19 protein-coding genes, 3 tRNA genes and 1 riboswitch are annotated in these 22,568 nt (G+C 68.6%); of the genes, 12 read left to right on the top strand and 10 right to left on the bottom strand.

Translation table 11 applies throughout. From position 1 onward, the window contains the following. The first annotated feature begins 337 nt into the window (after positions 1-337). The 4 genes from ACZ6Z4_RS10960 (at position 338) to ACZ6Z4_RS10945 (ending at position 4,464) form a co-directional block, all read left to right on the top strand. Positions 338-904, top strand: a complete 567-nt coding sequence (locus tag ACZ6Z4_RS10960) for an ArsR/SmtB family transcription factor (RefSeq protein ID WP_465561410.1) — start codon at positions 338-340, stop codon at positions 902-904. Next, the gene (locus tag ACZ6Z4_RS10955; RefSeq protein WP_465561406.1) at positions 901-2,106 is read left to right on the top strand and encodes an MFS transporter; all 1,206 of its coding nucleotides are present in this window, start codon (positions 901-903) and stop codon (positions 2,104-2,106) included. Before ACZ6Z4_RS10960 ends, ACZ6Z4_RS10955 begins: the two co-directional genes overlap by 4 nt. Then, a complete protein-coding gene (locus ACZ6Z4_RS10950; protein WP_465561401.1) occupies positions 2,103-2,492 on the top strand; it encodes a VOC family protein in 390 nt (129 codons plus the stop codon). Before ACZ6Z4_RS10955 ends, ACZ6Z4_RS10950 begins: the two co-directional genes overlap by 4 nt. 85 nt (positions 2,493-2,577) lie before the next feature. Further along, positions 2,578-4,464 carry a glycoside hydrolase family 9 protein gene (locus ACZ6Z4_RS10945; protein ID WP_465561398.1) on the top strand — a complete coding sequence of 629 codons (1,887 nt, stop codon included), beginning with the start codon at positions 2,578-2,580 and terminating at the stop codon, positions 4,462-4,464. Between the two features lie 83 nt (positions 4,465-4,547). On the opposite strand, the gene ACZ6Z4_RS10940 is transcribed toward ACZ6Z4_RS10945, so the two are convergent. Further along, complete coding sequence (locus ACZ6Z4_RS10940) at positions 4,548-5,996, bottom strand: glycine hydroxymethyltransferase (RefSeq protein WP_465561394.1); 1,449 nt, start codon at positions 5,994-5,996, stop codon at positions 4,548-4,550. Between the two features lie 27 nt (positions 5,997-6,023). Further along, positions 6,024-6,105: riboswitch (ZMP/ZTP riboswitch) on the bottom strand. Positions 6,106-6,122: 17 nt separating this feature from the next. Next, complete coding sequence (locus ACZ6Z4_RS10935; RefSeq protein WP_465561390.1) at positions 6,123-7,808, bottom strand: acyl-CoA dehydrogenase family protein; 1,686 nt, start codon at positions 7,806-7,808, stop codon at positions 6,123-6,125. 72 nt (positions 7,809-7,880) lie between these two features. On the opposite strand from ACZ6Z4_RS10935, the gene ACZ6Z4_RS10930 reads away from it, so the two are divergent. The 3 genes from ACZ6Z4_RS10930 (at position 7,881) to ACZ6Z4_RS10920 (ending at position 11,204) form a co-directional block, all read left to right on the top strand. After that, positions 7,881-9,188 carry a YihY/virulence factor BrkB family protein gene (locus ACZ6Z4_RS10930; RefSeq protein WP_465561387.1) on the top strand — a complete coding sequence of 436 codons (1,308 nt, stop codon included), beginning with the start codon at positions 7,881-7,883 and terminating at the stop codon, positions 9,186-9,188. Between the two features lie 192 nt (positions 9,189-9,380). Then, a complete protein-coding gene (gene rsgA / locus ACZ6Z4_RS10925; RefSeq protein WP_465561382.1) occupies positions 9,381-10,448 on the top strand; it encodes a ribosome small subunit-dependent GTPase A in 1,068 nt (355 codons plus the stop codon). 12 nt (positions 10,449-10,460) lie between these two features. Continuing rightward, entirely contained in the window at positions 10,461-11,204 is a 744-nt protein-coding gene (locus tag ACZ6Z4_RS10920) for an SDR family NAD(P)-dependent oxidoreductase (protein WP_465561379.1), read from the top strand. Here the strand turns inward: ACZ6Z4_RS10920 and ACZ6Z4_RS10915 are convergent. The 4 genes from ACZ6Z4_RS10915 to ACZ6Z4_RS10900 form a co-directional block, all read right to left on the bottom strand. Beyond that, complete coding sequence (locus ACZ6Z4_RS10915; protein ID WP_465561376.1) at positions 11,189-11,722, bottom strand: GNAT family N-acetyltransferase; 534 nt, start codon at positions 11,720-11,722, stop codon at positions 11,189-11,191. The genes ACZ6Z4_RS10920 and ACZ6Z4_RS10915 overlap by 16 nt on opposite strands. 1,121 nt (positions 11,723-12,843) lie before the next feature. Continuing rightward, a tRNA-Val gene (locus tag ACZ6Z4_RS10910) sits at positions 12,844-12,915 on the bottom strand. A gap of 17 nt (positions 12,916-12,932) precedes the next feature. After that, positions 12,933-13,003: transfer RNA gene (locus ACZ6Z4_RS10905), tRNA-Cys, on the bottom strand. A 29-nt stretch (positions 13,004-13,032) separates the two neighbouring features. Beyond that, positions 13,033-13,105, bottom strand: a tRNA-Gly gene (locus ACZ6Z4_RS10900). Positions 13,106-13,201: 96 nt separating this feature from the next. Here ACZ6Z4_RS10900 and ACZ6Z4_RS10895 point away from each other — a divergent pair. Beyond that, complete coding sequence (locus ACZ6Z4_RS10895; protein WP_465561372.1) at positions 13,202-13,654, top strand: pyridoxamine 5'-phosphate oxidase family protein; 453 nt, start codon at positions 13,202-13,204, stop codon at positions 13,652-13,654. Positions 13,655-13,669: 15 nt separating this feature from the next. Here the strand turns inward: ACZ6Z4_RS10895 and ACZ6Z4_RS10890 are convergent, their stop codons facing one another. Then, entirely contained in the window at positions 13,670-14,767 is a 1,098-nt protein-coding gene (locus tag ACZ6Z4_RS10890) for an ankyrin repeat domain-containing protein (RefSeq protein ID WP_465561369.1), read from the bottom strand. A 119-nt stretch (positions 14,768-14,886) separates the two neighbouring features. Then, positions 14,887-15,840, bottom strand: a complete 954-nt coding sequence (locus ACZ6Z4_RS10885) for an SMP-30/gluconolactonase/LRE family protein (protein WP_465561366.1) — start codon at positions 15,838-15,840, stop codon at positions 14,887-14,889. A gap of 142 nt (positions 15,841-15,982) precedes the next feature. On the opposite strand from ACZ6Z4_RS10885, the gene ACZ6Z4_RS10880 reads away from it, so the two are divergent. The 4 genes from ACZ6Z4_RS10880 (at position 15,983) to ACZ6Z4_RS10865 (ending at position 20,584) form a co-directional block, all read left to right on the top strand. After that, entirely contained in the window at positions 15,983-17,164 is a 1,182-nt protein-coding gene (locus ACZ6Z4_RS10880) for a sensor histidine kinase (protein WP_465561363.1), read from the top strand. 58 nt (positions 17,165-17,222) lie between these two features. Then, the gene (locus ACZ6Z4_RS10875; RefSeq protein ID WP_465561360.1) at positions 17,223-17,843 is read left to right on the top strand and encodes a response regulator; all 621 of its coding nucleotides are present in this window, start codon (positions 17,223-17,225) and stop codon (positions 17,841-17,843) included. A gap of 124 nt (positions 17,844-17,967) precedes the next feature. Continuing rightward, on the top strand, positions 17,968-18,891 hold the full coding sequence (locus tag ACZ6Z4_RS10870) for a TolB family protein (RefSeq protein ID WP_465561357.1): 924 nt from the start codon (positions 17,968-17,970) through the stop codon (positions 18,889-18,891). Positions 18,892-19,846: 955 nt separating this feature from the next. After that, the gene (locus ACZ6Z4_RS10865; RefSeq protein WP_465561354.1) at positions 19,847-20,584 is read left to right on the top strand and encodes a hypothetical protein; all 738 of its coding nucleotides are present in this window, start codon (positions 19,847-19,849) and stop codon (positions 20,582-20,584) included. Here the strand turns inward: ACZ6Z4_RS10865 and ACZ6Z4_RS10860 are convergent. Both ACZ6Z4_RS10860 and ACZ6Z4_RS10855 read right to left on the bottom strand, forming a co-directional pair. Further along, a complete protein-coding gene (locus ACZ6Z4_RS10860; protein WP_465561351.1) occupies positions 20,545-21,708 on the bottom strand; it encodes a hypothetical protein in 1,164 nt (387 codons plus the stop codon). The genes ACZ6Z4_RS10865 and ACZ6Z4_RS10860 overlap by 40 nt on opposite strands. Further along, positions 21,705-22,535, bottom strand: a complete 831-nt coding sequence (locus ACZ6Z4_RS10855; protein ID WP_465561348.1) for a serine/threonine protein kinase — start codon at positions 22,533-22,535, stop codon at positions 21,705-21,707. The genes ACZ6Z4_RS10860 and ACZ6Z4_RS10855 overlap by 4 nt, the downstream gene beginning before the upstream one ends. Positions 22,536-22,568 lie beyond the last annotated feature (33 nt).

Raw genomic sequence — 22,568 nt, 5'->3', positions numbered from 1 at the left:
CGGTCTGCGCGGTGCGCACCCAGCGGTTGATCAGGTGATCAGGGGGCCGTGAGGGGCCCGGGCAGGGTGGCTGTCAGATCATCGAAGGACAACAGATGGCGCTGCGCATCCGCCCGAGGTCGACATGAATGCGACCTACGAGGTGGGTGGTCCGGGCAGCGAGCATGCTCACAACCATCAGCGCAGGCGACTGACAAATCAACTCCCTATCCTGCATCGCGAGATGCATTCTCACGATGTGGATATGTCTACCGACTGGGTGGAGATTGTTTCGCGCTCAATCCGTAATCTGCAAGAACTCTTGCACAAGACTTCTTGTCATGCCTACCGTGGTGGCATGAGCCCCGCGAACCGGCGCACCGCCGACCCGTCCGTGATCGCCGCGATCCACCATCCGCTGCGCCGCCGGCTGATCGACCTGCTCGGGGTGAACGGTCCGGCGACCGCCTCGCGGCTGGCCGAGGCGACCGGGGAGCTGGTCGGGAACGTGAGTCACCACCTGAAGGTGCTGGCCGCCGCGGGGGTGATCGAGGAGGCGCCGGAGCTGGCCCGGACCCGGCGCGAGCGGTGGTGGCGGTCGGCGAAGGCGTCGTACTCGTGGTCGATCGCCGACGCCGGGGGAGACCCGGCGGGCGAGCTGGTCGCGGAGACGGCCGAGGAGACCAATCTCACCCACCACACGACGAAGGTCCGGCAGTGGTTCGGGCTGCGGTCGGAGTACGACGAGCCGTGGGTCCGGGCCGCGCTGTCGACCGAGAGCTGGGTCACGGTGACGCCGGAACGGCTGGAGGAGCTCGGGGCGCGGATCAGCGCCGTGATCCAGGAGTACGCCGATGCGCCGTCCGAGGGTGCGGAGGCGCACCCGGTCTTCGTGTTCGCGCACGCCGTACCGGCCCGGCCGTGAGTGCGCTCACGGTCGACCTGCCGCCCCTGCGCCGGGACCGGCGGGTGCAGGCCTGGATCCTCTCCGCGGGGATCTCGCAGGCCGGCGACGTCGCCTGGTACGTCGGCCTCGCGTGGAGCGCGACCCAGGTGACCTCACCGGCCGGCGCCGGCCTGGTGATGGGCGTCGGCGCGCTGCCGCGCGCGCTCGTGCTGCTGTGGGGCGGCGCCCTGGCCGACCGCCTCGACGCCCGCCGCACGATGATCGTCGCCAACCTCGGCCGGATCCTGGTGCTGGCCGGGGCCGCGGCGGTGATCGCGCTCTCCGGGATCTCGCTCGCGCTCCTGCTCGTCGTCGCCGTTCTGTTCGGCGTCGTCGACGCGCTCTACACCCCGGCGTCGGGGACGATGCCGCGCCGGATGGTGCACCCCGACGACCTGGTGAAGCTTGCCGCGGGCACCCAGCTGGCGAACCGGTTGGCGGTCTTCGCCGGTGCCCCGCTCGGCGGCTTCCTGGTCGCGCACGGCGGACTCGCCGCGGTCATGGTGGTGAACGCGATCTCGTTCGCGGTGATCGCCGTCGCGCTGCTGTGGGTGGTCCGCCCGCGCCTTCCGCAGCCCCGGTCGGAAGGGACGTCGGTCCGCGCGGATCTCCGGGCCGGCTTCGGCTACCTGCGCCGCGACCTCCCGGCGCGAACGCTGGTGATCGCGTTCTTCGGACTCAACCTGTGCGTCGGCCCGGTTCTCGCCGTCGGCCTCGTTCAGCGGACGTCGGCCGCCGGCTGGGGCGCCGGGGCGCTCGGTCTCTTCCAGGCCTGCTCGGGCCTGCTCGCCGCGGCGGGCGCCGTGCTGGCGATGCGCTGGACGCCGTCCAGCCTCGCGCGGGCCGGGCTGCTCGCGCTGATCCTGCAAGCGGCCGGATGTGCGGCGATCGGCGTCGTCTCACGGGCCGGTGTCTTCGTCGCGATGGGTGTCATCGGCTTCACCGCCGGCCTCGCGTCGGCCCAGCTGTCCGCGGCGTTCCAGCAGACCATCGCCCCGGCGTACCTGGGGCGGACAAGCAGCATCGTGAGCCTGTCCGACGACGCACTGATGCCGGTCGCGATGACCGCGTTCGGCGCGTTGATCTCACTGGCCGGGATCCCGTTCGCCTGCGGCCTGCTCGGCGCGATCTTCGCGCTCTTGATGATCTGGTCGGCGAGCCGTTTGAACGGGGTGGCATGAAGACGATCCTGTTCGCCTATCGCGTGAGCGACCTGGAGCGCTCCCTGCCGTTCTACCGGGCGCTCGGCTACACCCAGCTCGGCGACGTGATCGACGCCGGTGACGCCCGTCTGGTCTGGCTGAAGCTGCCGGACGAGTCGAGCGTGTCGTTGGAGCTTGTGCATCGCCCGGCCGACGGCCCGATCGGGCCCGGCGGCTTCCAGCACCTGGCGATCGACGTGGGCACGCTCGGTCCGGCGCTCGACCGCCTGCGGGCCGCCGGCCTGACGCCCAGCGAACCGGAGCTTCCAGCCGGCCCGGACGGCGCGAAGACCGCGTGGCTCGTCGATCCCGGCGGCTACCGGATCGAGCTGGTCGAGTGGCCGGCCGAGGCCGGCGAGGTCTGAAGTCTTGCTGGTGGGCGAGCCGGACGCTACTTTGTGGCGACCGATAGGAAGGTTTCCTAACGGTTAATCGTCGAGGAGCCCTGCCATGCGCCCCTTCCGCCGTGCCGTCGTACCGCTCGTGGTCGCCGCGAGCCTGGTGCTGGCGATGACGACCACCTCGGCTGCCGCGCCGTCCGCTGCGGGGTTGGTGCGGGTGAACCAGCTTGGGTACGCCGCCGGGCTGGTGCGGGTGAACCAGCTCGGGTACGCCGCCGGCGCTGCGAAGGTCGGGTACCTCATGAGCGGCTCGGCTTCGGCCGGGGCCAAGTTCTCGGTCCTCGATCGGTGGGGTCGGCGGGTGCTGACCGCGCGGGTGGGCGCGGACGCGGGGGAGTGGAACGCGGCCTACCCACATGTGCACAAGCTGGATTTCTCGGCGCTGCGGCTGCCGGGGAAGTACCGGGTGAAGGTCGACGGGTCGGTGTCGCCCGAGTTCGAGGTGAAGGTCGGCGACGGGCTGGAGAGGTCGGCCGCCGACAAGGCTGTCGGGTTCTTCACCGAGCAGCGCGACGGCGCGCACGTGCCGAGCGGCCCGCTCGGGCGGAAGCCGGCTCACCTCACCGACCGGGCCGCCTCGGTCTACGACTGGCCCGTCTTCACCGGGCCCGACACCGATCAGACGACCGGCGAGCTGCAGCGCGTCGGCGGGCCGGTCGACGTCTCCGGCGGCTGGTACGACGCCGGCGACTACCTCAAGTTCACCCACATCGCGGCGTACTCGGACTCGTTGCTCTGGGCATCGGCCCGGGACGGCGGCCGGCTGAATCCCCAGCTGCTGAAGGAAGCCCGGCACGGCCTCGACTGGCTCGACAAGATGTGGGACGAGCGCACGAAGACCCTCTACATCCAGGTCGGCGTCGGCACCGGGAACGTCGAGGGGACCTTCGTCGGCGACCACGACGTCTGGCGGCTCCCCGAGGTCGACGACACGCTCTCAGATCCGGGAGAGCGCTTCCTCAAGAACCGGCCGGTGTTCCGCGCCGCGGCCCCCGGCGAACTGATCAGCCCGAACCTCGCCGGCCGGACGGCGGCCGCGTTCGCCCTCGCCGCCCAGGTCGAGCTCAGCCCGCTCAAGGCCCGCCGCCTGCTCGACACCGCCGCGCAGATCTACGCCCAGGCCAAGACCACCGGCGTCACCCAGCTCGTCACCTCGCTTCCGTTCGCGTTCTACCCGGAGAGCGCCTGGCGCGACGACCTCGAGCTCGGTGCCGCCGAGCTGGCGCTGGCCGGCCAGAAGCTGCGCGACCCGCGCGCCCGGGGTTGGCTCCAGAAGGCCGGCTACTGGGCAGGCCAGTACCTCGAGCACGAAGCCGGCGGCGATACCTTCAACCTGTACGACGTGAGTGCGCTGGCGCACTCCGACCTGATCCGCGCGGCGCGGGCAGATCGCCGTACGACCGTCGATGTCTCGGCGCTGAAGGCAGATCTTCAAGCTCAACTGGAGGTTGGGGTCGAGCGAGCGAAGAGCGAACCGTTCGGCGCGGGCGCGCAGTACGACAACTTCGACGCCGTCCCGCACGCGTTCGGCCTGGCCGCGACCGCGCGGCTCTACCGCTCCGTCACCGGCGACCGCCGCTACGACATCTTCGGCGCCGAGCAGCTCGACTGGAACTTCGGCGCGAACCCGTGGGGCGTCCCGTTCATGATCGGCGTCGGCGAGAACGTCGAGCGCTGCCCGCACCACCAGATCGCCAACATCAAGAACCGCCCGCTGATCGGTGCTGTGGTCAACGGCCCGAACTCCGCCGACCTCTTCGAGGAAGGCCTCGGCGACAATCTCGACAACATGCGCCCCTGCCCGTCGAACGGCGTCGACCGCTACGAACCCTTCACCGGCAAGGGTTCCCGCTACGTCGACGACGTCCGCTCCTGGCAGTCCTCCGAACCGGCCGACGACTTCGCCGCGATCGCGGTCTACGCGCTGAACCTCTGACCGGCCGTCCGCCGAGCCTGGGGGTCGGCGGACGCGAAGAGCGCGTGCTGCCCGGAGGCGGCACGCGCTCTTGCTGGTCGCGCTCAGTTCAGGTCGAGACCCGGGTACAGCGGGTGCTTGTCGAGCAGCTCGGCCGAGGCCGCGCGGACCTTGTCGGCGACACCGTCGGCGAGTACGTACTTCGCCTTCGACGGCGCACCGGCCGACGTGGTGGTCGGCGTGACACTGGACAGCACGTCGACCATCAGCTCGGCGACCTTGTCGAACTCGTCGCCGCCGAAGCCGCGGGTGGTCAGCGCCGGCGTACCGATCCGGACGCCCGAGGTGTACCAGGCGCCGTTCGGGTCGCGCGGCACCGCGTTGCGGTTGGTGACGATGCCGGCGTCGAGCAGCGCCGACTCGGCCTGCCGCCCGGTGATCCCGTACGACGAGACGTCGAGCAGGACCAGGTGGTTCTCGGTGCCGTCGGTGACGAGCTTGACGCCACGCTTCATCAGGCCCTCGGCCAGCGTCACCGCGTTGTCGGCGACAGCCTGCGCGTAGGTCTGGAACTCGGGCTGACGGGCCTCGGCCAGCGCGACGGCCTTGGCCGCCATCACCTGGCTGAGCGGGCCACCGAGCACCATCGGGCAGCCGCGGTCGACGGCGTCGGCGTACTCGGGCTGGCACAGCACCATGCCACCGCGCGGGCCGCGCAGCGACTTGTGGGTCGTGGTGGTGGTGACGTGCGCGTGCGGGACCGGGTCGAAGTCGCCGGTGAAGACCTTGCCCGCGACCAGGCCGGCGAAGTGCGCCATGTCGACCATCAGCGTCGCGCCGACCTCGTCGGCGATCTCGCGCATCTTGGCGAAGTCGACCTTGCGCGGGTACGCCGAGTAGCCGGCGATCAGGATCAGCGGCTTGAACTCGCGCGCGGTGGCGGCGACCTTGTCGTAGTCGAGCAGCCCGGTCTCCGGGTCGGTGCCGTACGAGCTCTGGTGGAACATCTTGCCGGAGATGTTCGGGCGGAAACCGTGGGTCAGGTGACCGCCGGCGTCCAGCGACATGCCGAGCATCTTCTGGTCGCCGAGCGCCTTGCGGAGCTTGGTCCAGTCCTCGTCGGACAGGTCGTTGACGTGCTTGGCGCCGACCTCGGCCAGCGCCGGCGACTCGATCCGCTGGGCCAGGATCGCCCAGAACGCGACCAGGTTGGCGTCGATGCCGGAGTGCGGCTGGACGTAGGCGTGCGGGGCGCCGAACAGGGCCTTGGCGTGGTCGGCGGCGGCCTGCTCGACGGTGTCGACGTTCTGGCAGCCGGCGTAGAAGCGGTGCCCGACGGTGCCCTCGGCGTACTTGTCCGAGAGCCAGTTGCCCATCGTGAGCAGGGTGGCCGGGGAGGCGTAGTTCTCGCTGGCGATCAGCTTCAGCGAGGAGCGCTGGTCCTCGAGCTCGGCCTTGATGGCGCCCGCGATGGTGGGCTCCACGGCGCCGATCACCTCGAGCGCGTTGCGGTAGGCGGCCGACGCCTTCGCGGCGTCGAAGGGTTGAGTCATCGTCGTCTCTCCTGAGGTTCGCACTTGTCGCGGCACCCAGGCGCACGGTGCCGGCGTCTTCAAGCTCCCCGGTGGTTGTCCACCTCACGCGCCAGTCGCGGTGGTAACCCTAGCGTGCTCAGGACCTCACGACAGGACGCGGTCGACTATCGAACCGAACGGTGTCGTCCGCGGCAGCGTCCCGAACACACCACCCCAGTCACCGGCCAGCCGCGAGGCGACGAAAGCGTCTGCCACGTCAGGTGTCGAGTACCTGACCAGCAACGACGCCTGCAGGCACGCGGCCATCCGTGCCGCCAGCCGGCGCGCACCGGCTTCGGCCTCGGAAACGTCGGAGAGCGCTTCCAGTACGTCGGTCACGGCCGCGTCGAGCCGGTGGTCGGCGCCTTGTGCCTGGCCGACTTCAGTCAGCCAGGCCTGCAGCGACTCGGGCCGCTGCAACGCCCGCAGTACGTCGAGGGCGTTGACCGTGCCCGAGCCTTCCCAGATCGAGTTCAGCGGCGACTCGCGGAACAGCAGCGGCAGCCCCGACTCCTCGACGTACCCGTTGCCGCCCAGGCACTCGAGCGCCTCGGCGACCATCATCGGCGTCCGTTTGCAGACCCAGAACTTGGCCAGCGGGAGCGCGATCCGGCGGAACGCCTTCGCCTGCTCGTCACCTGACTCGGAGGCGTCGACCGCGGCCGCGAGACGCATCGAGAGAGCGGTTGCTGCCTCGCTCTCGATCGCGAGATCGGCCAGCACGTTGCGCATCGCGGGCTTGTCGCGGAGGAGATCGCCGAAGGCACTCCGGTACGACGTGTGCCAGGTCGCCTCGACGAGCGCGCGGCGCATCAGCGCCGCCGATCCGAGCACGCAGTCCAGGCGCGTCGCGGCGACCATCTCGATGATCGTGCGCACCCCGGCACCCTCGTCGCCGAGGCGGTAGCCGATGGTGCCGCGGAACTCGACCTCGCTGGACGCGTTGGAGCGGTTGCCGAGCTTGTCCTTGAGGCGCTGCAGCGCGAAGACGTTCCGGTTGCCGTCGGCAAGAACGCGGGGGACGACGAAGCAGCTCAGACCCTCGGGCGCCTGGGCAAGGACGAGGAAGACGTCGGCCTGGGGTGCCGAGCAGAACCACTTGTGGCCGGTGAGCAGGTACTCGTCGCCGCTGCCGGTCGGGGTTGCTGCGTCGAGGCTGCCCGAGCGGGCGCCCGAGCCGTCGCCGCGGCCGGTCGGGGTCGCGGTGGTGAGGTTCGCGCGCACGTCCGAGCCGCCCTGCTTCTCGGTCATCCCCATCCCGGCGAGCACACCGTTCTTCTGCCCGACCGGGAGTCGCCGCGGGTCGTACTCGGTCGCGGCCAAGGCCGGAACCCATTGTGCGGACAAGCTTTCCGACGCGCGCAGCGCCGGCACCGCGGCGTACGACATCGAGATCGGGCACCCGTGCCCCGGCTCGACCTGCGACCACACGTAGAACCCCGCCGCCCGGCGCAGGTGCGGCGACGGCTCGCTGCTCGTCCACGGCGCCGCCTGCAGGCCGAAGCCGACGGCCTTGTCCATCAGCCAGTGCCACGACGGGTGGAACTCGACCTCGTCGATGCGGTGGCCGTAACGATCGTGCGTCTTCAGCGCCGGCGAGTTCTGGTTCGCCGGAAGAGCATGAGAGAGCGCTTCCTGCGATCCCGCCAGTTCTCCCACCGCCGAGAGCGCCGGATCTTTCACCAGGTCCGCGTGCGGGCGCAGAGCGTCACCGAGGGATGCGTCCTGGGTGAAGAAGTTCACTCCCTGGAGTGGGGGAGCCTGATTCGTTACCGCGAATGGGTCCGCCATGTCAGTACGGTAAGCGGTATGGCACGCTCTGGGTCAGCGCGAGGCGGTGGGACGTCGGTCTCACTCGCCTGGGTGCGACGTATCCCCGCGACGACCTGGAAGCTGATCACCCAGACCGTCGGCACCTGTCTGCGCTACCGGGTCACCGGCCTGGCCGCCGAGGGAGCGTTCTTCGCGATCCTCTCGCTGCCGCCGCTGATCTTCGGGCTGGCCGGCTCGATCGGTTTCATCGCCAGCCGGTACTTCGAGGTCGAGACGATCGAGGACATCAAGATCCAGATCGCCGACCTGGCCGCCCGCGCGCTCACCGACGACTCGGTCAAGACCGTCATCGTGCCGACCCTGAACCAGGTCCTGAACGGCGGCCGCCCGGACGTCATCTCGATCGGTTTCGTGCTCGCGCTCTGGTCCGGCAGCCGGGCCCTGAACGTGTTCGTCGACACCATCACGATCATGTACGGGATGGGCGGCAAGCGCGGCATCGTCCGGACCCGCGCGCTGTCGTTCAGCCTGTACTGCGCGGCGCTGGTGATCGGCGTCATCGTGCTCCCGCTGGTCCTGGCCGGCCCGGACGCGGTCGACGCGTTGCTGCCGCACCGGCTGGACTTCCTGAACCAGCTGTACTGGCCGGTCGTGACGATCCTGTCGGCGGGCTTCTTGAACACGCTGTACCACCTGTCGGTCCCGGTCCGGACGCCGTGGGTCTCGGACCTGCCCGGGTCGTTCCTGGCGCTGTCGATCTGGATCCTCGGCAGCTTCGTGCTGCGCTGGATCCTGCAGAGCACCGTCGGCGGGACGTCGATCTACGGCCCGCTGGCGGCGCCGATCGCCGTACTGATGTGGCTGTACATGACGGCGATCGCCGTACTGATCGGTGCCGCGTTGAACGCGGTCGTCGACCGGCTGTGGCCGCACAAGGCGCGGCGCGAGGCGACCGAGCCGGTGATGAAGGCCGAGCCTGACCCGCACCACGAGGACCAGCCGCTGACCCAGGGCGAGCTGCGGCCGGAGGTGAAGCTCGCGCGGACCGTGGAGGCAATGTCGCCGGGGTCGCCGGTGGATCCGCCGGGGCACGCGGTCGGGTATCCGTCGAACGAGGCGCCGGAGAAGGAGCTGACGATCCCGGAGAAGCCCAAGGCGCCGGCTGCGCCGTCCGCTTCGCGGGGTCCGGCGGTCGCGCCGGGTGCTTCGCCCGCTTCGCGGGGCTCGGCTGTCGCGCCAGGTGCTTCCCCCGCTTCGCGGGGTCCGGCCGCTGGGCCGGCTTCGGGGCGTGCCGCTGAGGCTGAGCCTGCGTCTGTTCTTCCTGCTGAGGACGGGGCGGAGCGCGCGGACGCGGACAAGGTCACCCAGTCGAACAGCACCGAATCCACCCCGCAGTAATTCCCATGCGACTCCCCGCATCTCGACCTACGCTTGCCGTACCGCGACCGACACCACCGAAGGGAGTTGAGACGACCATGAACTCCGATCTGGCCCACGAGGACCACCGAGCCGAGGGGCCCGCTCACTCCCGTACCGTCCGGCCGCCGAGCTGATCGCCGCGGCCGGACCTCCCGAAAGGTTCGTCGCACCATGTCAGCAACGCTCGCTTCCCTCGGCCTCGACCCGTCCACGGCCGACTACCTCTCCGCTCTCCCCGACGGTCTGATCCAGGGCCGCGTCATCCGCGTCGACAAAGGCCTGTCCACGGTTCTCACCGAGGACGGCCCGGTCCGCGCCAGCTGGTCCGGCAGCGTGCTCGGCGCCGTCGCCGAGGACTCCCAGGCCGCGCCGTGTACCGGCGACTGGGTCGCCCTCCGGTACTGGCCCGACGACCGGATCACGCTCGAGGCGATCGCTCCCCGGCGTACGGCGATCGTCCGTGCCGAGGTCGGCGGCTCGTCGCGCGGCCAGGTGCTCGCGTCCAACGTCGACGTGATCGCGATCGTCGTCGGCCTGATCCCCGAACCGAACATCGGCCGCATCGAACGCTTCCTCGCCCTGGCCTGGGAGAGCGGCGCGCACCCGGTCGTCGTGCTGACCAAGTCCGACCTGGTCGGCGACGCGGACTCGATCGCGGAGGACGTCGCCACGGCGGCGCCGGGCGCCGACGTGCTGGTGTGCAGCGCGACCACCGGCGCAGGCATCGAAGCTGTCCGCGAGCTGCTCGCGGGCAACGCCACGATGGCTCTCCTCGGCGTCAGCGGCGCGGGCAAGTCGTCGCTGGTCAATGCGCTGGCCGGCGTCGAGCTTCTCGACGTACAGGCCATCCGCGAGGACGGCAAAGGCCGGCACACGTCCGTACGCCGTGAGCTCATCCCGCTGCCGCACGGCGGCGTCGTGATCGACACGCCCGGACTGCGAGGGATCGGTCTCCAGGAATCCGGCGAGGGTCTCGCGGCCGCGTTCCCGGACGTCAGCGGACTGGCCGACCAGTGCAAGTTCAAGGACTGCGCCCACCAGACCGAACCCGATTGCGCCGTACGACGGGCTCTGGACGACGGCACGCTCCCGGTCCGCCGCTACGAGAGCTGGGTGAAGCTCCAGCGCGAGGCCGCGTTCATGGCCCGGCGTACGGACGCCCGGCTGCGCGCCGAGGCGAAGAAGGAGTGGGCCCGCCAGACCAAGAACTACCGCAAGGACATCACGCCGCGGCAGTGAAAGACTCGCGGCATGAGTCGATCGGTGCTGGTGACAGGAGCCTCCCGGGGAATCGGCGCGGCGACCGCCAAGGCCTTCGCCGCGGCAGGCGATCGCGTCGCGGTCCACTACGGCGCATCGGCCTCCGCCGCGGCAGAGGTGCTGGCCGGGTTACCGGGGGAGGGGCACGTCGTCGTACAAGCTGACCTGGCGGACCCTCTGGCCATCCGCCGCATGGTCGACGAAGCAGCCTCTGCTCTGGGCGGCATCGACGTCCTGGTCAACAACGCAGCGGTCTACTCTGCCCACCCGATCCGCAGTACGTCGTACGAGGACTGGCAGCAAGCCTGGTCCGACACCCTCGGCGTGAATCTCATCGGCGCAGCCAACGCCTGCTGGTGCGCCGTCCAGCACATGCCCCGCGGCGGCCGCATCGTCAACGTCTCCTCCCGAGGCGCGTTCCGCGGCGAGCCCAACCAACCGGCGTACGGCGTGAGCAAGGCCGGCCTGGTCTCGCTCTCCCAATCCCTGGCCCGGGCCCTGGGCCCCGAAGGCATCGCCGTCACCGCCATCGCCCCCGGCTGGACCACCACCGACATGGCCGCCGAGGCTCTGTCCGGCGACGGCTACGACCGCCGCCGCATGGAAAGCCCCCTGGAACGCGTAGCCGACCCTTCAGAAGTCGCCGCGGCCATCCTCTACCTGGCCTCACCAGCCGCCGAGTTCGCCACCGGCACCGTCCTCGACTTCAACGGCGGCTCTCACCTCCGCCTCTGAAACTCCTCCGCGGTCATCCCGAACACGATCACGTCCTGATAGGCCCCCGCCAGGAACTCGTGATCCCGCAACAGCCCTTCCCGCTGAAACCCCAACCGCTCCTGCAACCCGATCGACGCCGCGTTGAACGCGTAAACCCCCGCCTCGGCCTTGTGATACCGCCGCTCCTCGAACATGAACCGCAGCAACAGGTTCACCGCATCCCGCGCATATCCCCGCCGCTGATGCTCCCGCCCCACCGCGATCCCATAACTGAACCGCCCACTCCGCCGACTCGTCTCGTTCGTCGAACAGGCCCCCACCAGCGTCTCGGTATCCAACGCCACGATCGCCAACTCCAGCCGATCGTCGGTCTCCCCATGCGTGGCCCGCCCCTCGGCCCACCCCTGCATCGCAAACGCAGACCGCGGCGCATGCACCATGTCCACACTCCGCTGCATCTCACTGTCCTGATCGAACCGCAAGAAATCAGCCCAGTCCTCAGGCTCCACCGCCCGCAACCGAACCCGCTCACCCACCCACAAAGACCCCATGCCGAAGCATTCAAACAGCCGTCGGGTGCAATGAGAACAACTACAGGCAGGCGTTCCTGCGGCCGAGAAGGAGGCTTTGGGCTGAGGTTGCACGGGCCGGAAAGTGCGGAGGGGTGGGAGGCGAGCTTTGGGTGTGCCGGCCAGGCACTCGCTGAGTGAAGCCAAAGCCCACCCGGCAGACGACACCGACCACGCGCGCCAAGCCGCCTGCGCGTCTGCCGCCCGCCAGCTCAAACCACCCGCCGCCAACGCCGCCGGTGCGCGCCGCCGGTGCGCGCCGCCGGCGCCGCCTCAACCACCGCCGAGCGAAGCGAAGGCCCCCGGCCGGCGCTGCCTCGACGTCCTGTGGGCGTGCCGGCCAGGCACTCGCCGAGCGGAGTGAAGGCCCATCCAGCCGAGCCGCCTGCGCGTCCGCCTTGTCCACCAGCTCGAACCCCTGGCGCTAAGGTCGCCAGTTCACGGCCGACTACACCGCCTCACCACCGCCGAGCGAAGCGAAGGCCCCGGCCCAAGCTGACTCGACGTCCGCCGTTGCGCACTGACCCAAGCCAGGCGAAGCGGATGCTGGTGGTTCGCCACCATGCGGTGCCAGCTCGTCGCGGCCCAGCAGAGTGAGGGTCGAGCGGTGGGCGGAAGTGGTACCAGCCGGGAAGGGCGGGAGGTGAGGCGCCGAGTAGCTGCCGGGTGCTGGCTGAGGAGGGAAAGCGTGGACGCCTGAGCGGCGGTCGCCGAGGCGGGGAGTTGCTGCCGAGGCGCCGGTTGGCGAAGTGACGGCTGGGCGGTGATGCGGCCGAGGACGAGTTCTTGGGCTGAGGTCGCACCGGCCGGAAAGGCGTGAAGGGGGCAACGCGACGGGTGCGGGGCTGGTGGCCGAGTGGGTCGCGGGGATGGCGAGCTTAGCCGGTCGGCGACCCGGCCGGAGCGGCTGAGCGGAGCGAAGGCGAACCAGCGCGAGCGACCCCAGCCACAGCTGCCGAGCGCAGCGAAGGCTCCGGGGGTGCGGGTGGCGGAGCCCCCGCTTGCGGCAAGCGAAGCGCAGCCGTACAACACGACACAGGCGACCCGGTCCGCGCTTTCCGCGGACACGAGTCGCCTGTCGAACTGCGTGGACGATACTGGGATCGAACCAGTGACCTCTTCCGTGTCAGGGAAGCGCGCTACCGCTGCGCCAATCGTCCGGGGAATGAAGTTTGCGAGGTGGAGACGGGATTCGAACCCGTGTACACGGATTTGCAGTCCGTTGCCTCGCCTCTCGGCCACTCCACCACAGAGTCTCAGCCTGCTGACCTCTTCCGAGCGGACGACCGGGTTCGAACCGGCGACCTCAACCTTGGCAAGGTTGCGCTCTACCAACTGAGCTACGTCCGCACTCTCACCAGGAGCGTTTCGCTCCCTGCGAGAGCAGAACAGTAGCGCACTTGGGGCGTGGAAGAAAAATCAGATTCGCCCCTGGACAATGTGACGATGAGGAACCCTCCGCCGCCCGCGCGCCCCCTTGCCATCCGTACGAAAGACGCCCTCGAAAGACTGGCGTCCGAGGTCGACGCCTGGGTCTCGACCGCGTCTCCGGACGGTACGCCGTACCTGGTCCCGCTCTCGTTCCTCTGGACCGGTACGACGCTGATCCTGTCGACCGCGTCGAAGAACCCGACGAGCCTGAACCTCCAGGCCAACCCGCAGCTCCACCTCGCGATCGGCGGCACCCGCGACGTCGTCCTCGTCACCGGTACGGCGGAACGCTTCACCCCGACGCAGGAGCAGGGCGACGCGTTCGCCGCGAAGTCCGGCTTCGACCCTCGGACGCTCAAGGCGACGTACCCGTACTTCGAGGTCACCCCGGTGCGCATCCAGTCCTGGCGCGAGGCGAACGAGCTCGAGGGCCGCGACCTGATGCTGGACGGCCGCTGGCTCAGCTGACACAGCGCGGCCCGACTACCTCCCCTTGGCCGCGCGCAGGATCTTCGCGATCTCGTCGAACCCACGCTTCTCCGCGTGCTGCAACGGCGTGATCCCGTCACGATCCGCAAGCGTCGGATCAGCCCCGGCCGCGAGCAGGATCCGCACGATCTCCTGCCACGCCTCGCTGCCCTTCCCGAGGATCACGGCCTCAAGCAACGCCGTCCACCCGAGATCGTTCACGTGATTGACATTGATCCCGGTCCGTACGACGCGCCGCACGTACTCCACATGCCCGCGCTCACTCGCCGGGATCACCGAAACACCGCCGTACCGATTACGCAGCGCAAGATCCGGCCGCGCCGGCAGCAACGTCTCGAGCATCGCAACGCTCCCGGTCACCCCAGTGACGAGCCAAGCCGAGTCCTTCCGATCATCCTGCGCATCCGGATCCGCCCCCAGCCCCACCAGCAACCGCGCCACTTCCACCCGATCGTTCAACGCCGCCAGCAACAACGCCGTACGCCGCTGCCCATCAGCAGACTCGATCGGTGCACCAGCAGCCAGCGCAGCAGCGGCCGCATCAGCGTCCCCAGCAGTAGCCGCAGCCAGCAGCGCAGCAGCAGGGGAGTTGGGTCGCTCAGCCTCCAGCACAGCACTCACCGCCTTCTGCCCGAGCTTCCGCGCCCCTTGCACCGGCGTCACCCCGTCCCGCTGAGCAGGCTTCGCCCGATCAGCCCCAGCAGCGATCAGCAACCGCACAGTCTCCACGTACTGCGGTGTGCCCTCGCCCAGCAGCACAGCCTCGTGCAGCGCAGTCCACCCGAGCCTGTTCACGTGATCCACCGCCACCCCTGCTTGTAGCAGCCGCCCGACCACTGCCGCGTGGCCACGCTCAGCAGCCCGGATCAGCGCCGTACCGCGGTAGCTGTCGAGGCTCCGCACGTCACCGCCGTGCTGCAGTGTCAGGTCGAGCAGCTCGACGTACCCCTCGCTGGCAGCGATCAGGAACGCGCTCTGCACGGTGTCATCGACCGCGTTGACGTCAGCGCCCGCGGTGATCAGCCGGCGCGCGGCAGCGATGTCGTTCTTCCAGGCGGCGGCGATGAGTTGCTGGTCCAGATCAGTCGGCACAGTGAGCCTCGGGGTAGTCGCGGATGGTGTCGGAGAAGCGGCAGGCGGCGCGGCCTCGGGCGCCGAGCAGCCCACGGTCGCCGCCATCACGACGACCGTAGCCAGTGCGAGTGAGACCTTCATCGGCGCGGCGGGTTCAGCGCGACCACCTGGTACGGCGGCGCCGCAACCTGCTCGTCGAACTTGCTGTCGACCAGCAGCAACCGCCCCTGCGCGAGCTTCGCCGTCGTGAACACCCGCTCCGGGTCGGTCGGCGTCGCGGCAACGAGCCGCGCCGATCGCCCGTCCGAGGCCAGTCGCAGCGTGCTCAGCACCTTCGAGAAGTTGCGCACCACCCACAGCGTGTGTCCCTGCTGCACGAGCCCGTCGGCGTTGACCAGGTCCGCCGTACCGGCATCGACGGCCGACACCGCGCCGGTCCGCAGCGAGAACCGCCACAGCTTGCCGACGTTGCCCTGGGCCACGACCAGCGCGGACCGGTCGGGCGAGAGCACGATGCCGCCGAGGTTGAAGCCGGTCTGGGTCGGGATCGTCGCGGTCGCGTCGGCCCAGGTCCGGATCGTCCAGCGACCGTGGTGCTGGGCGACCCGGAACACCTGCGGCGCGTTGGAGTTCGTCACGTAGGCCGCGCCGTCCGGCCCGATCACCAGGTCGTTCAGGAACGCGTTCGGTACGCCGGTCCGCAGCGCCGCGAGCAGCTTCCCGTCGCGGTCGTACACCCACAGGTCCGGCGCGCCCGGATGGTCGATGCCGTTCGGCCCGCCCGCGACGTACACCCGACCGCGCGAGTCGACGGTCACGCCGCGAGCCGTCCAGCGGCCGTCGGTCCCGTCGCCGGCCAGCCACTCGGTCGCGGCGTCGGCGCGCAGCCGGCCGCGGTGGATCTCGCCGCCGGTGGTCTCGGAGACGTAGAGGCGCTGCGCGCGAGCGTCGTACCCGATGCCCTCGTACTTCGACCCGCCGGGATCGCCCGGCAGTTCGTACGTCGTGGAGCGGGCCGACGCCGTGGGGACGACGACCCCGGCGAGCGCGACGGACAGGACGAGGGTGGTGCACAGGGCGCGGACGGACATCGGAAACCTCTCATTGCCGGAAAAGGTTGGTCACATTCAGATTGCCGCGTTCTGCGGCTCCGCCCGACGGGAGTTCGGCCACCTGTGGATAGCCGAACGGATGATTCGGAAGGCGCGCCGACGGGCCTACCATCGGCAGGACATGACGACTTCACAGACACCGGCCGCCGTGCTCGGCCAGGCCGGCGGGCTGGTGAAGGCGCTGCATACGACGTTCGTCGTCCTCGTGCTCGCCTCAGCGGTCCGCTACCTGACCGGTCACGGGTTCGGCGACCAGGCGCCGTGGATGCTTGCGGGCGCTGTGGCACTGCTGGCGACGTACGCCGCAGGGCCGGTGCTGCGCGGCTGGGTGTGGCTGGCGTTGCTGGTGCTGGTGTGGTTCGGGCTGGTTCTGCTGGCGCCGTCGTTCGCCTGGTGCGCTGTGCCGCTGTCGTTCGTCGCGCTGCGGGTGCTGGCGTTCTGGCCGGCCTGTGCGGTCGTCGCCGGGATGGTGGCGACGGTAGTAGTGCAGTGGACCCGTATGGCTGACCGGCTGGACCCGACGATCGTGCTGGGGCCGGTCTGCATCGCGGTACTGGCTGTAGGCGCCTACCGGGCGCTGGAACGGTACGCCGCCGCGCGGCAGGTGCTGCTGGACGACCTGCACGCAGCGCAGGGAGACCTGGCCGACGCGCAGCACCAGGCGGGCGCACTGGCCGAGCGGGCGCGGCTCTCGCGGGAGCTGCACGACAGCGTCGCGCAGGGGCTGTCCAGCATCAACCTGCTGCTGCAGGCCGCCGAGAGCGAGTGGACCGACCGGCCAGCGGCTGCGCGAGAGCATGCGGCCCAGGCGGCGGCTACTGCTCGGGACGGGCTGGATGAGGTACGCCGGGTAGTCAGGGACCTCGCGCCGGCTGAGCTCACCAGCTCTGGTCAGCCGGCACTGCCTGGTGCGCTGCGGCAGACAGGTGCGCGGCTAGCTGCGGCCAGTGGGGTCGACATCCGGGTGCAGGTGCATGGGACGCCGGTGTCGCTCGGCGCTGAGGTGGACACCGCGCTGTTGCGCACTGCGCGTGGCGCGCTCGCGAACGTGCTGGAGCACTCCGCTGCTACGACGGCTGTTGTCACGCTGACCTATCAGCCGGATGCGGTGTTCCTGGATGTGCGGGACGACGGGCGCGGGCTTGGGGCCGATCGTGGGCCGACTGATCCGGATCGTGGCCGGGGGCTGGCCGGGATGCGTGATCGCCTCAGTCACCTCGGAGGCACGCTGGTGCTGGAGAGCGAGCCTGGTGAAGGTACGGCGCTCGCGGCGTCGATCCCGCTGGCTGGGGCGTCGTCGTGAGCGGGCTTCCGCGCCGGGGGCGTCCCTGCGATTCCGGCGGCGCCGGCTGGGTGCGCGCGTGATCCGGGTCGCGCTGGTCGACGACCACCCCGTCGTACGGGCGGGGATGCGGGCGCTGGTCGAGGGCCAGGAGGACCTGTCCGTCGTCGGCGAGGCTTCCGACGCGCACAGCGCCGTACAGTTGGTGGCGGCGATCCGGCCGGACGTCGTACTGATGGATCTGAACCTGGGCGACGGGCCCGGCGGTGCGGAGGTCACAGCGAGTTTGCGAGCGCTCCCGGAGCCGCCGCACATCCTCGTCCTCACCACGTACGACACCGAGGCCGACATCACCAGCGCCATCGACGCGGGCGCCTCCGGCTACCTCCTCAAAGACGCCCCACCCGACGAACTCTTCCGCGCCATCCGCGGCACAGCCCGCGGCGAGACCGTCCTCGCGCCGGCCGTCGCGGCGCGCCTGATCCGCCGTACCGGCCCTCAGCTCACCGAACGCGAGGTCGAGATCCTCGGCCTGCTCGCCACCGGCGCCGCCAACCGCGAGATCGCCCGCCGCCTCTTCGTCAGCGAGGCAACGGTGAAGTCGCACCTCTCCCACATCTACACCAAGCTCGAGGTCGACACCCGCGCCGCGGCCGTCGCCCGCGCCATCGAGCAACGCATCATCCGCCCACCCAGCTGAACCCTTGTCGTCTTGATCGGCGCTCCGTACCGTGCCCGGGGAGGCGTGGGGGGACCACGCGCGCTGACGTTCCGTGGGGGAGCAGATGAAACTCAGATCAGTCCTGGCTGCGCTTTTTGCGATCGTGCTGACAACGACCGCGCTACCAGCCCAAGCAGCGGCGCCGAAGAACGGCTATCTCGTCTTCTCGCAGCAGTTCACGACGATGGTGACGCAACTGCCGAACGCCGCGTCGTACGTCTTCCTCGGCGTCGGCCAGAACCCGAAGTACTCACCCGACGGCACGCGCGTCGCCTACTTCCGCGACGAGGAAGCCCGCCCCGGCACCGACATCTGGGTCGAGCGCCTCTACGTCCGCACCCTGTCCACCGGTACCGAGACGGTCGTCGCCGAGTTCTCCCAGGACTTCACCGACCGCACTCTCACCTGGGCGCCCGACGGAGCCTCCATCGTGTACGCCGAAGGCCGCAGCCTGTACCGCGTCGTGGTCAGCACCGGCGTCCGCACGGTCGTCTGGCACTCCGGCACCCTGATCGCCGAACAACCGGCGTACGCGCCTGACGGCACTCGCATCGCCTTCGTCACGCACCTGTACTACGAGAACGACGCGCGCTCGATCACCACGGTGAAGCCGGACGGCACCGGGCTCCACACGGTCTTCGCCGGCACCGCTGGGTCGAACAACGAGTACCCGGACTGGTCGCCGGACTCGAAGACGATCGCCTTCGTCACCAACAAGTACGACGCCGCGCGCACCGAGCTGGTGACGTTGCCGCGCAACGGCGCCGGCACACCTGCTCGTGTCAGCCACGCCGCCAACCCGACGGCCCACGACCTGACCGGCGTCGCGTGGTCGCCCAACGGCAAGAAGATCGCCACGCTGGAGGCGTACCCCAACTACCTTCCCGGCGAGGGACCGTTCGACGAGCGCCGGGTCGTCCGCGCGTACACGCCCGATGGCGCCGCTGTGAGCGCGCTGACCGCGCCCATCCCTGGTGATGGCACGGGCAACCCGCCGGGCTTGGACTGGGCCCCGAAGGCGCCCTGAGCAACTGAAGTGCCGGGGCGGCCGATCGGTTGTTTGTGATGCGCGCGGACCACCGAGTTCACCGTCACCGACGACGAGTTGGCAGAGGTCCTCGAAGCCGCCTGACCGCCGGGCGGGCGTGGAGCCCCGGCCAGCAGCGGGGGCCTTGAACACCTTCTAGGGACCTCGGACATGGCACGACGTGTCCGGGGTCCCGTCTTGCTGATCGAGGTCCCGACATACGGTGGGCTGCCGGTGGAAGTCGTGCCGCCGTAGAGGCGGAAGACGCCGCAGACCATCACCCGACCGAGCGCAGCGAAGGCCCGCTGCGCTCACCATCAGCCGAATGAGGTGAGGTCCGGACTATCTTCCTGAGCTTCTGAGGTGCTGATGCGGCCGCGAACGTTGCTTGTGGTTGAGGCCGCCTCGGCCGGGAGTGCGTGGGCGAGCTGGCCTGGTTGAGGACGGGAGGTCTTCGGTGGGATAACTGCCGAGCGAAGCGAAGGCCCAACCTGCAGCTGGCCTCAGCCAGGCTTTGCCGAGCGAAGCGAAGGCCACCCCGGCAGACCACCTCAGCCGCAGCCGCCGAGCGAAGCGAAGGCGCAGGGGATGCGGGTGGCGAAGCCCCCGCAACGCGGCAAGCGAAGCGCAGCCGCACAAATGGCGGAAGCGGCCGTCACGCTTTCCGTGGATACGAGCGGCCGCCGATGACGTGGGCGATACTGGGTTCGAACCAGCGACCTCTTCGGTGTGAAGGCGGATCCGTTGTACCAGTCGATCCCCTTCGGCATCTGCCCGGCGGTTGCGCTGCAGCCGTACTGGGCGGTGTGCAACCAGTGTCCCGTGGCGTGCTGCCTTTTAGCTGCCCGGCATCCGCCTCCAGAGGCTGAGGGGACAGTATCCTCGATGTGAGCGCTGTCACACTCTTCGGAAGCGCCTTCGCTGAGCGTCGGTGCCGTCTGGCACAGTCTCGATCGTGGCCCACATCGACGTGCACCAGACATCACGTAGCCGTCCTGGCCGTCGATTTGTCGCAGTACAGGAGATGACTCTCTATCCCGCTGCCGAACATGCTGCCAGCACCCTTCCAGGTGCATCGGTCGGCGTTCTCTTGGTGCCTGAGATGGCTGGCCCGATCGGAGTTCCCGACTTCCTTGCGGTTGTTGGTGGTGCAAAGCAGTTGTCTGCGAGATTGTCTTGCGAAGTGCCGCCGATCCTGAGTGAGTTGGACTGCAGCATTGTCGCGAGTCTCTATCCTGCGCGGCCCCGATCGGTGGACAGCTTGGCGTCCGAACTGCATATGGGCGAGAAGGCGGTCGGCAAGCGCCTCGCGAATCTCACGCGGCAAGGGGCCGTGGCAAGAACGCCGAGTGGCCTCTACCGGAGAAACCCTGCCCTGACGCCAGGGGGCACGCTGTACGCGGTCGAGGCCAAGCTTCGCGACTGGAAGCGAGCCGTTCGGCAAGCGCGCGGCTACAGAACTTGGACCAGTAACTACGTCCTTGTGCTGGGGGAGGTTGGCGAGAAGGCGGGGCGGGCCGCACTCCAGCGAGTCGACGACGATCAGGCCGGGCTGATGATCGATGGCAAGTGGCTTCGTAAGCCATCGCCGCGAAAGCTCAACTCGGTTCGCAGACTACTAGGGTTCGAGCACCTTCTCGCCGCTTTGCAGGGCTACCAGCCTTCTTCGGCGACGAACTTGTCCAAACCTTGAATAAGTGGGTCAATCCATTGTGCTGCGGTTCCCACGCAGCCCGTGATGTCCCGGACCGTTTGCCAGTTTGCTTGCGCGGTAGCGTAGCGCTGCCTCAACGCCATCACCCGGTCAGCACCCGAAAATTGTGCGAGATGTGAGGTGATCGTGTTGAGGACCTGGGCGTGGTGCCGGAACGCATTCTCGGTTCCGCTGGGTATTTCACCTCGGGTCAACTGCTGCGCAAGAGTTGGGTTTTGATCGACAAGGATCTTGTATTCGTTTCCGGAAAGGTTGCCTACCAGCGATTCGAGTGATGGGCGCGCATACCATTGCCCGCCGCCACCCTCTTCTGTCGGCGGACGAGCCATGAAATCTGAGTAGGCGCAAACTCGTTGGCGCACATCCCAACCTGAGCCAAGCTGGCGCGCCCCAGCCGCTATGGCTGGCAGGCCGGCGAAATCACCGTGGCCGACAATAACCTCGAAATCTTGACTCAACGCGTAGACCGTGCGCATAAGGCCCGCGATTTCGTCCGGTGCTGCCTGAACCGGGATGGCGGCCTGGGGTCTGGTGACTGTAATGAACCAACCCGCGGGTTCCAGTTGGCTCAGCTCGCCTATATGCGTATCGAGGTCGTTCCCTGCTGACCAGAAATGCAAGTCACCAGCAATCGAAAGCCACACCTGATCAGTGCCCGCCTCTTCCAGGGCGAGAGTGCTCAGTTGTACAGCGCGCTCGCTGCTGGCGCTCTGGGCGGTGTGTAGATGCATCGTTGGTGCTAGGAGTCGGGATCCCAAGCGTCGCTGAGCGTCATAAACGCGCGAGATATGGTCGCGCATCTGAGCTTCATCGTTGAGCGCGTTGCGCGCCGCTGGCGTCTGCCAAAGAGCCCACTCGTCATAATATCTAAAATCGCCAACTTGAGGCATTTGCAATGCGTGAGTCGTCGGGTTAAACCAGACCTCGCCACCGCTGTTATAGATGCGCTCGATAGTCTTCTCGATATCGCTTCTGTATCGTGTGCCGTGCACTGGTGAGGCGAAGGGTGAGATTATGACACCGGAAGCGTACCCGCCACTTACCGCTCGCTCTGCCCAACTTGCAAGATTGTTGCGTACCGTGTCCTCTATCAGAATGGTCATTGTGTACCGGCCAATGCTTTAGCTAAGGCGTTTGCGTTTCGATAGCGTCGGGCTGGTTGCCTGTGGAGCGCTCGATCAATTACACCACTCAGGCCTGATGGGCAATCTTGCCTCTTACTCGCGAATGATTCAAACGAGCAAGACGCGAGTCTGGCAATATACTCTGCATCGTCACCCTTCCAGGGGACCGGGACGTCGCCGGTGCCTGCGGCGTACATCAGAGCTCCGATAGCAAATACATCGGATGCCGGGGTCGGACCCGAATAGGCTTGCAAATGCTCGGGTGTCATGAATCCGGGGGTTCCTGGCTGCCCGCCAACGGTGATGCCCGTCCGGAGGGTATGCTTTGCGAATCCTGGATCCATCACCTTGTACTCTCCACTGGACAGCCGTCGAATGTTGTTTGCGCTTAGATCGCGATGCACCACGCCTTGGTCGTGCAAGGCGCCGATACCCGCCGAAACTTGTGAGCCAAGCTCGTGGATTTCATGGCACGTCCACGACGACCCCAGATAATCACTGAGGTCTGCTCCGTCCAGGTACTCCTCCAGCCATGCGGCGCCCTCGGCTGGATTGCCGATCTCGATCAGATCGGATTCGACTTTTACAACATTCGGATGATTGGTTTGTGCGAGCAGGTGTACTTCACGCTTCGCACGCTCAAGCCCGTTCGGGTCGGAAGCTCCGAGCCGAACGAGCTTCAAGACGCGCTCGTTATCCCCCTGCTGTACGCGATGAACCGTCTTCTGTCCGCCCGGCTTCAGATCGGCAACGATCGTCAGACCTAAGGCGTGACAGGCGGCCCCTTTCAACGCGTCAGTGTCCATAGGCGGGAGCCTATTGCCTTCCGCCTCGCTTGT

The organism is Kribbella sp. NPDC104740 (genome assembly GCF_055583505.1).
The sequence above is the reverse complement of the archived record's forward strand: the minus strand, read 5'-3'. Positions and strand labels throughout refer to the sequence as shown.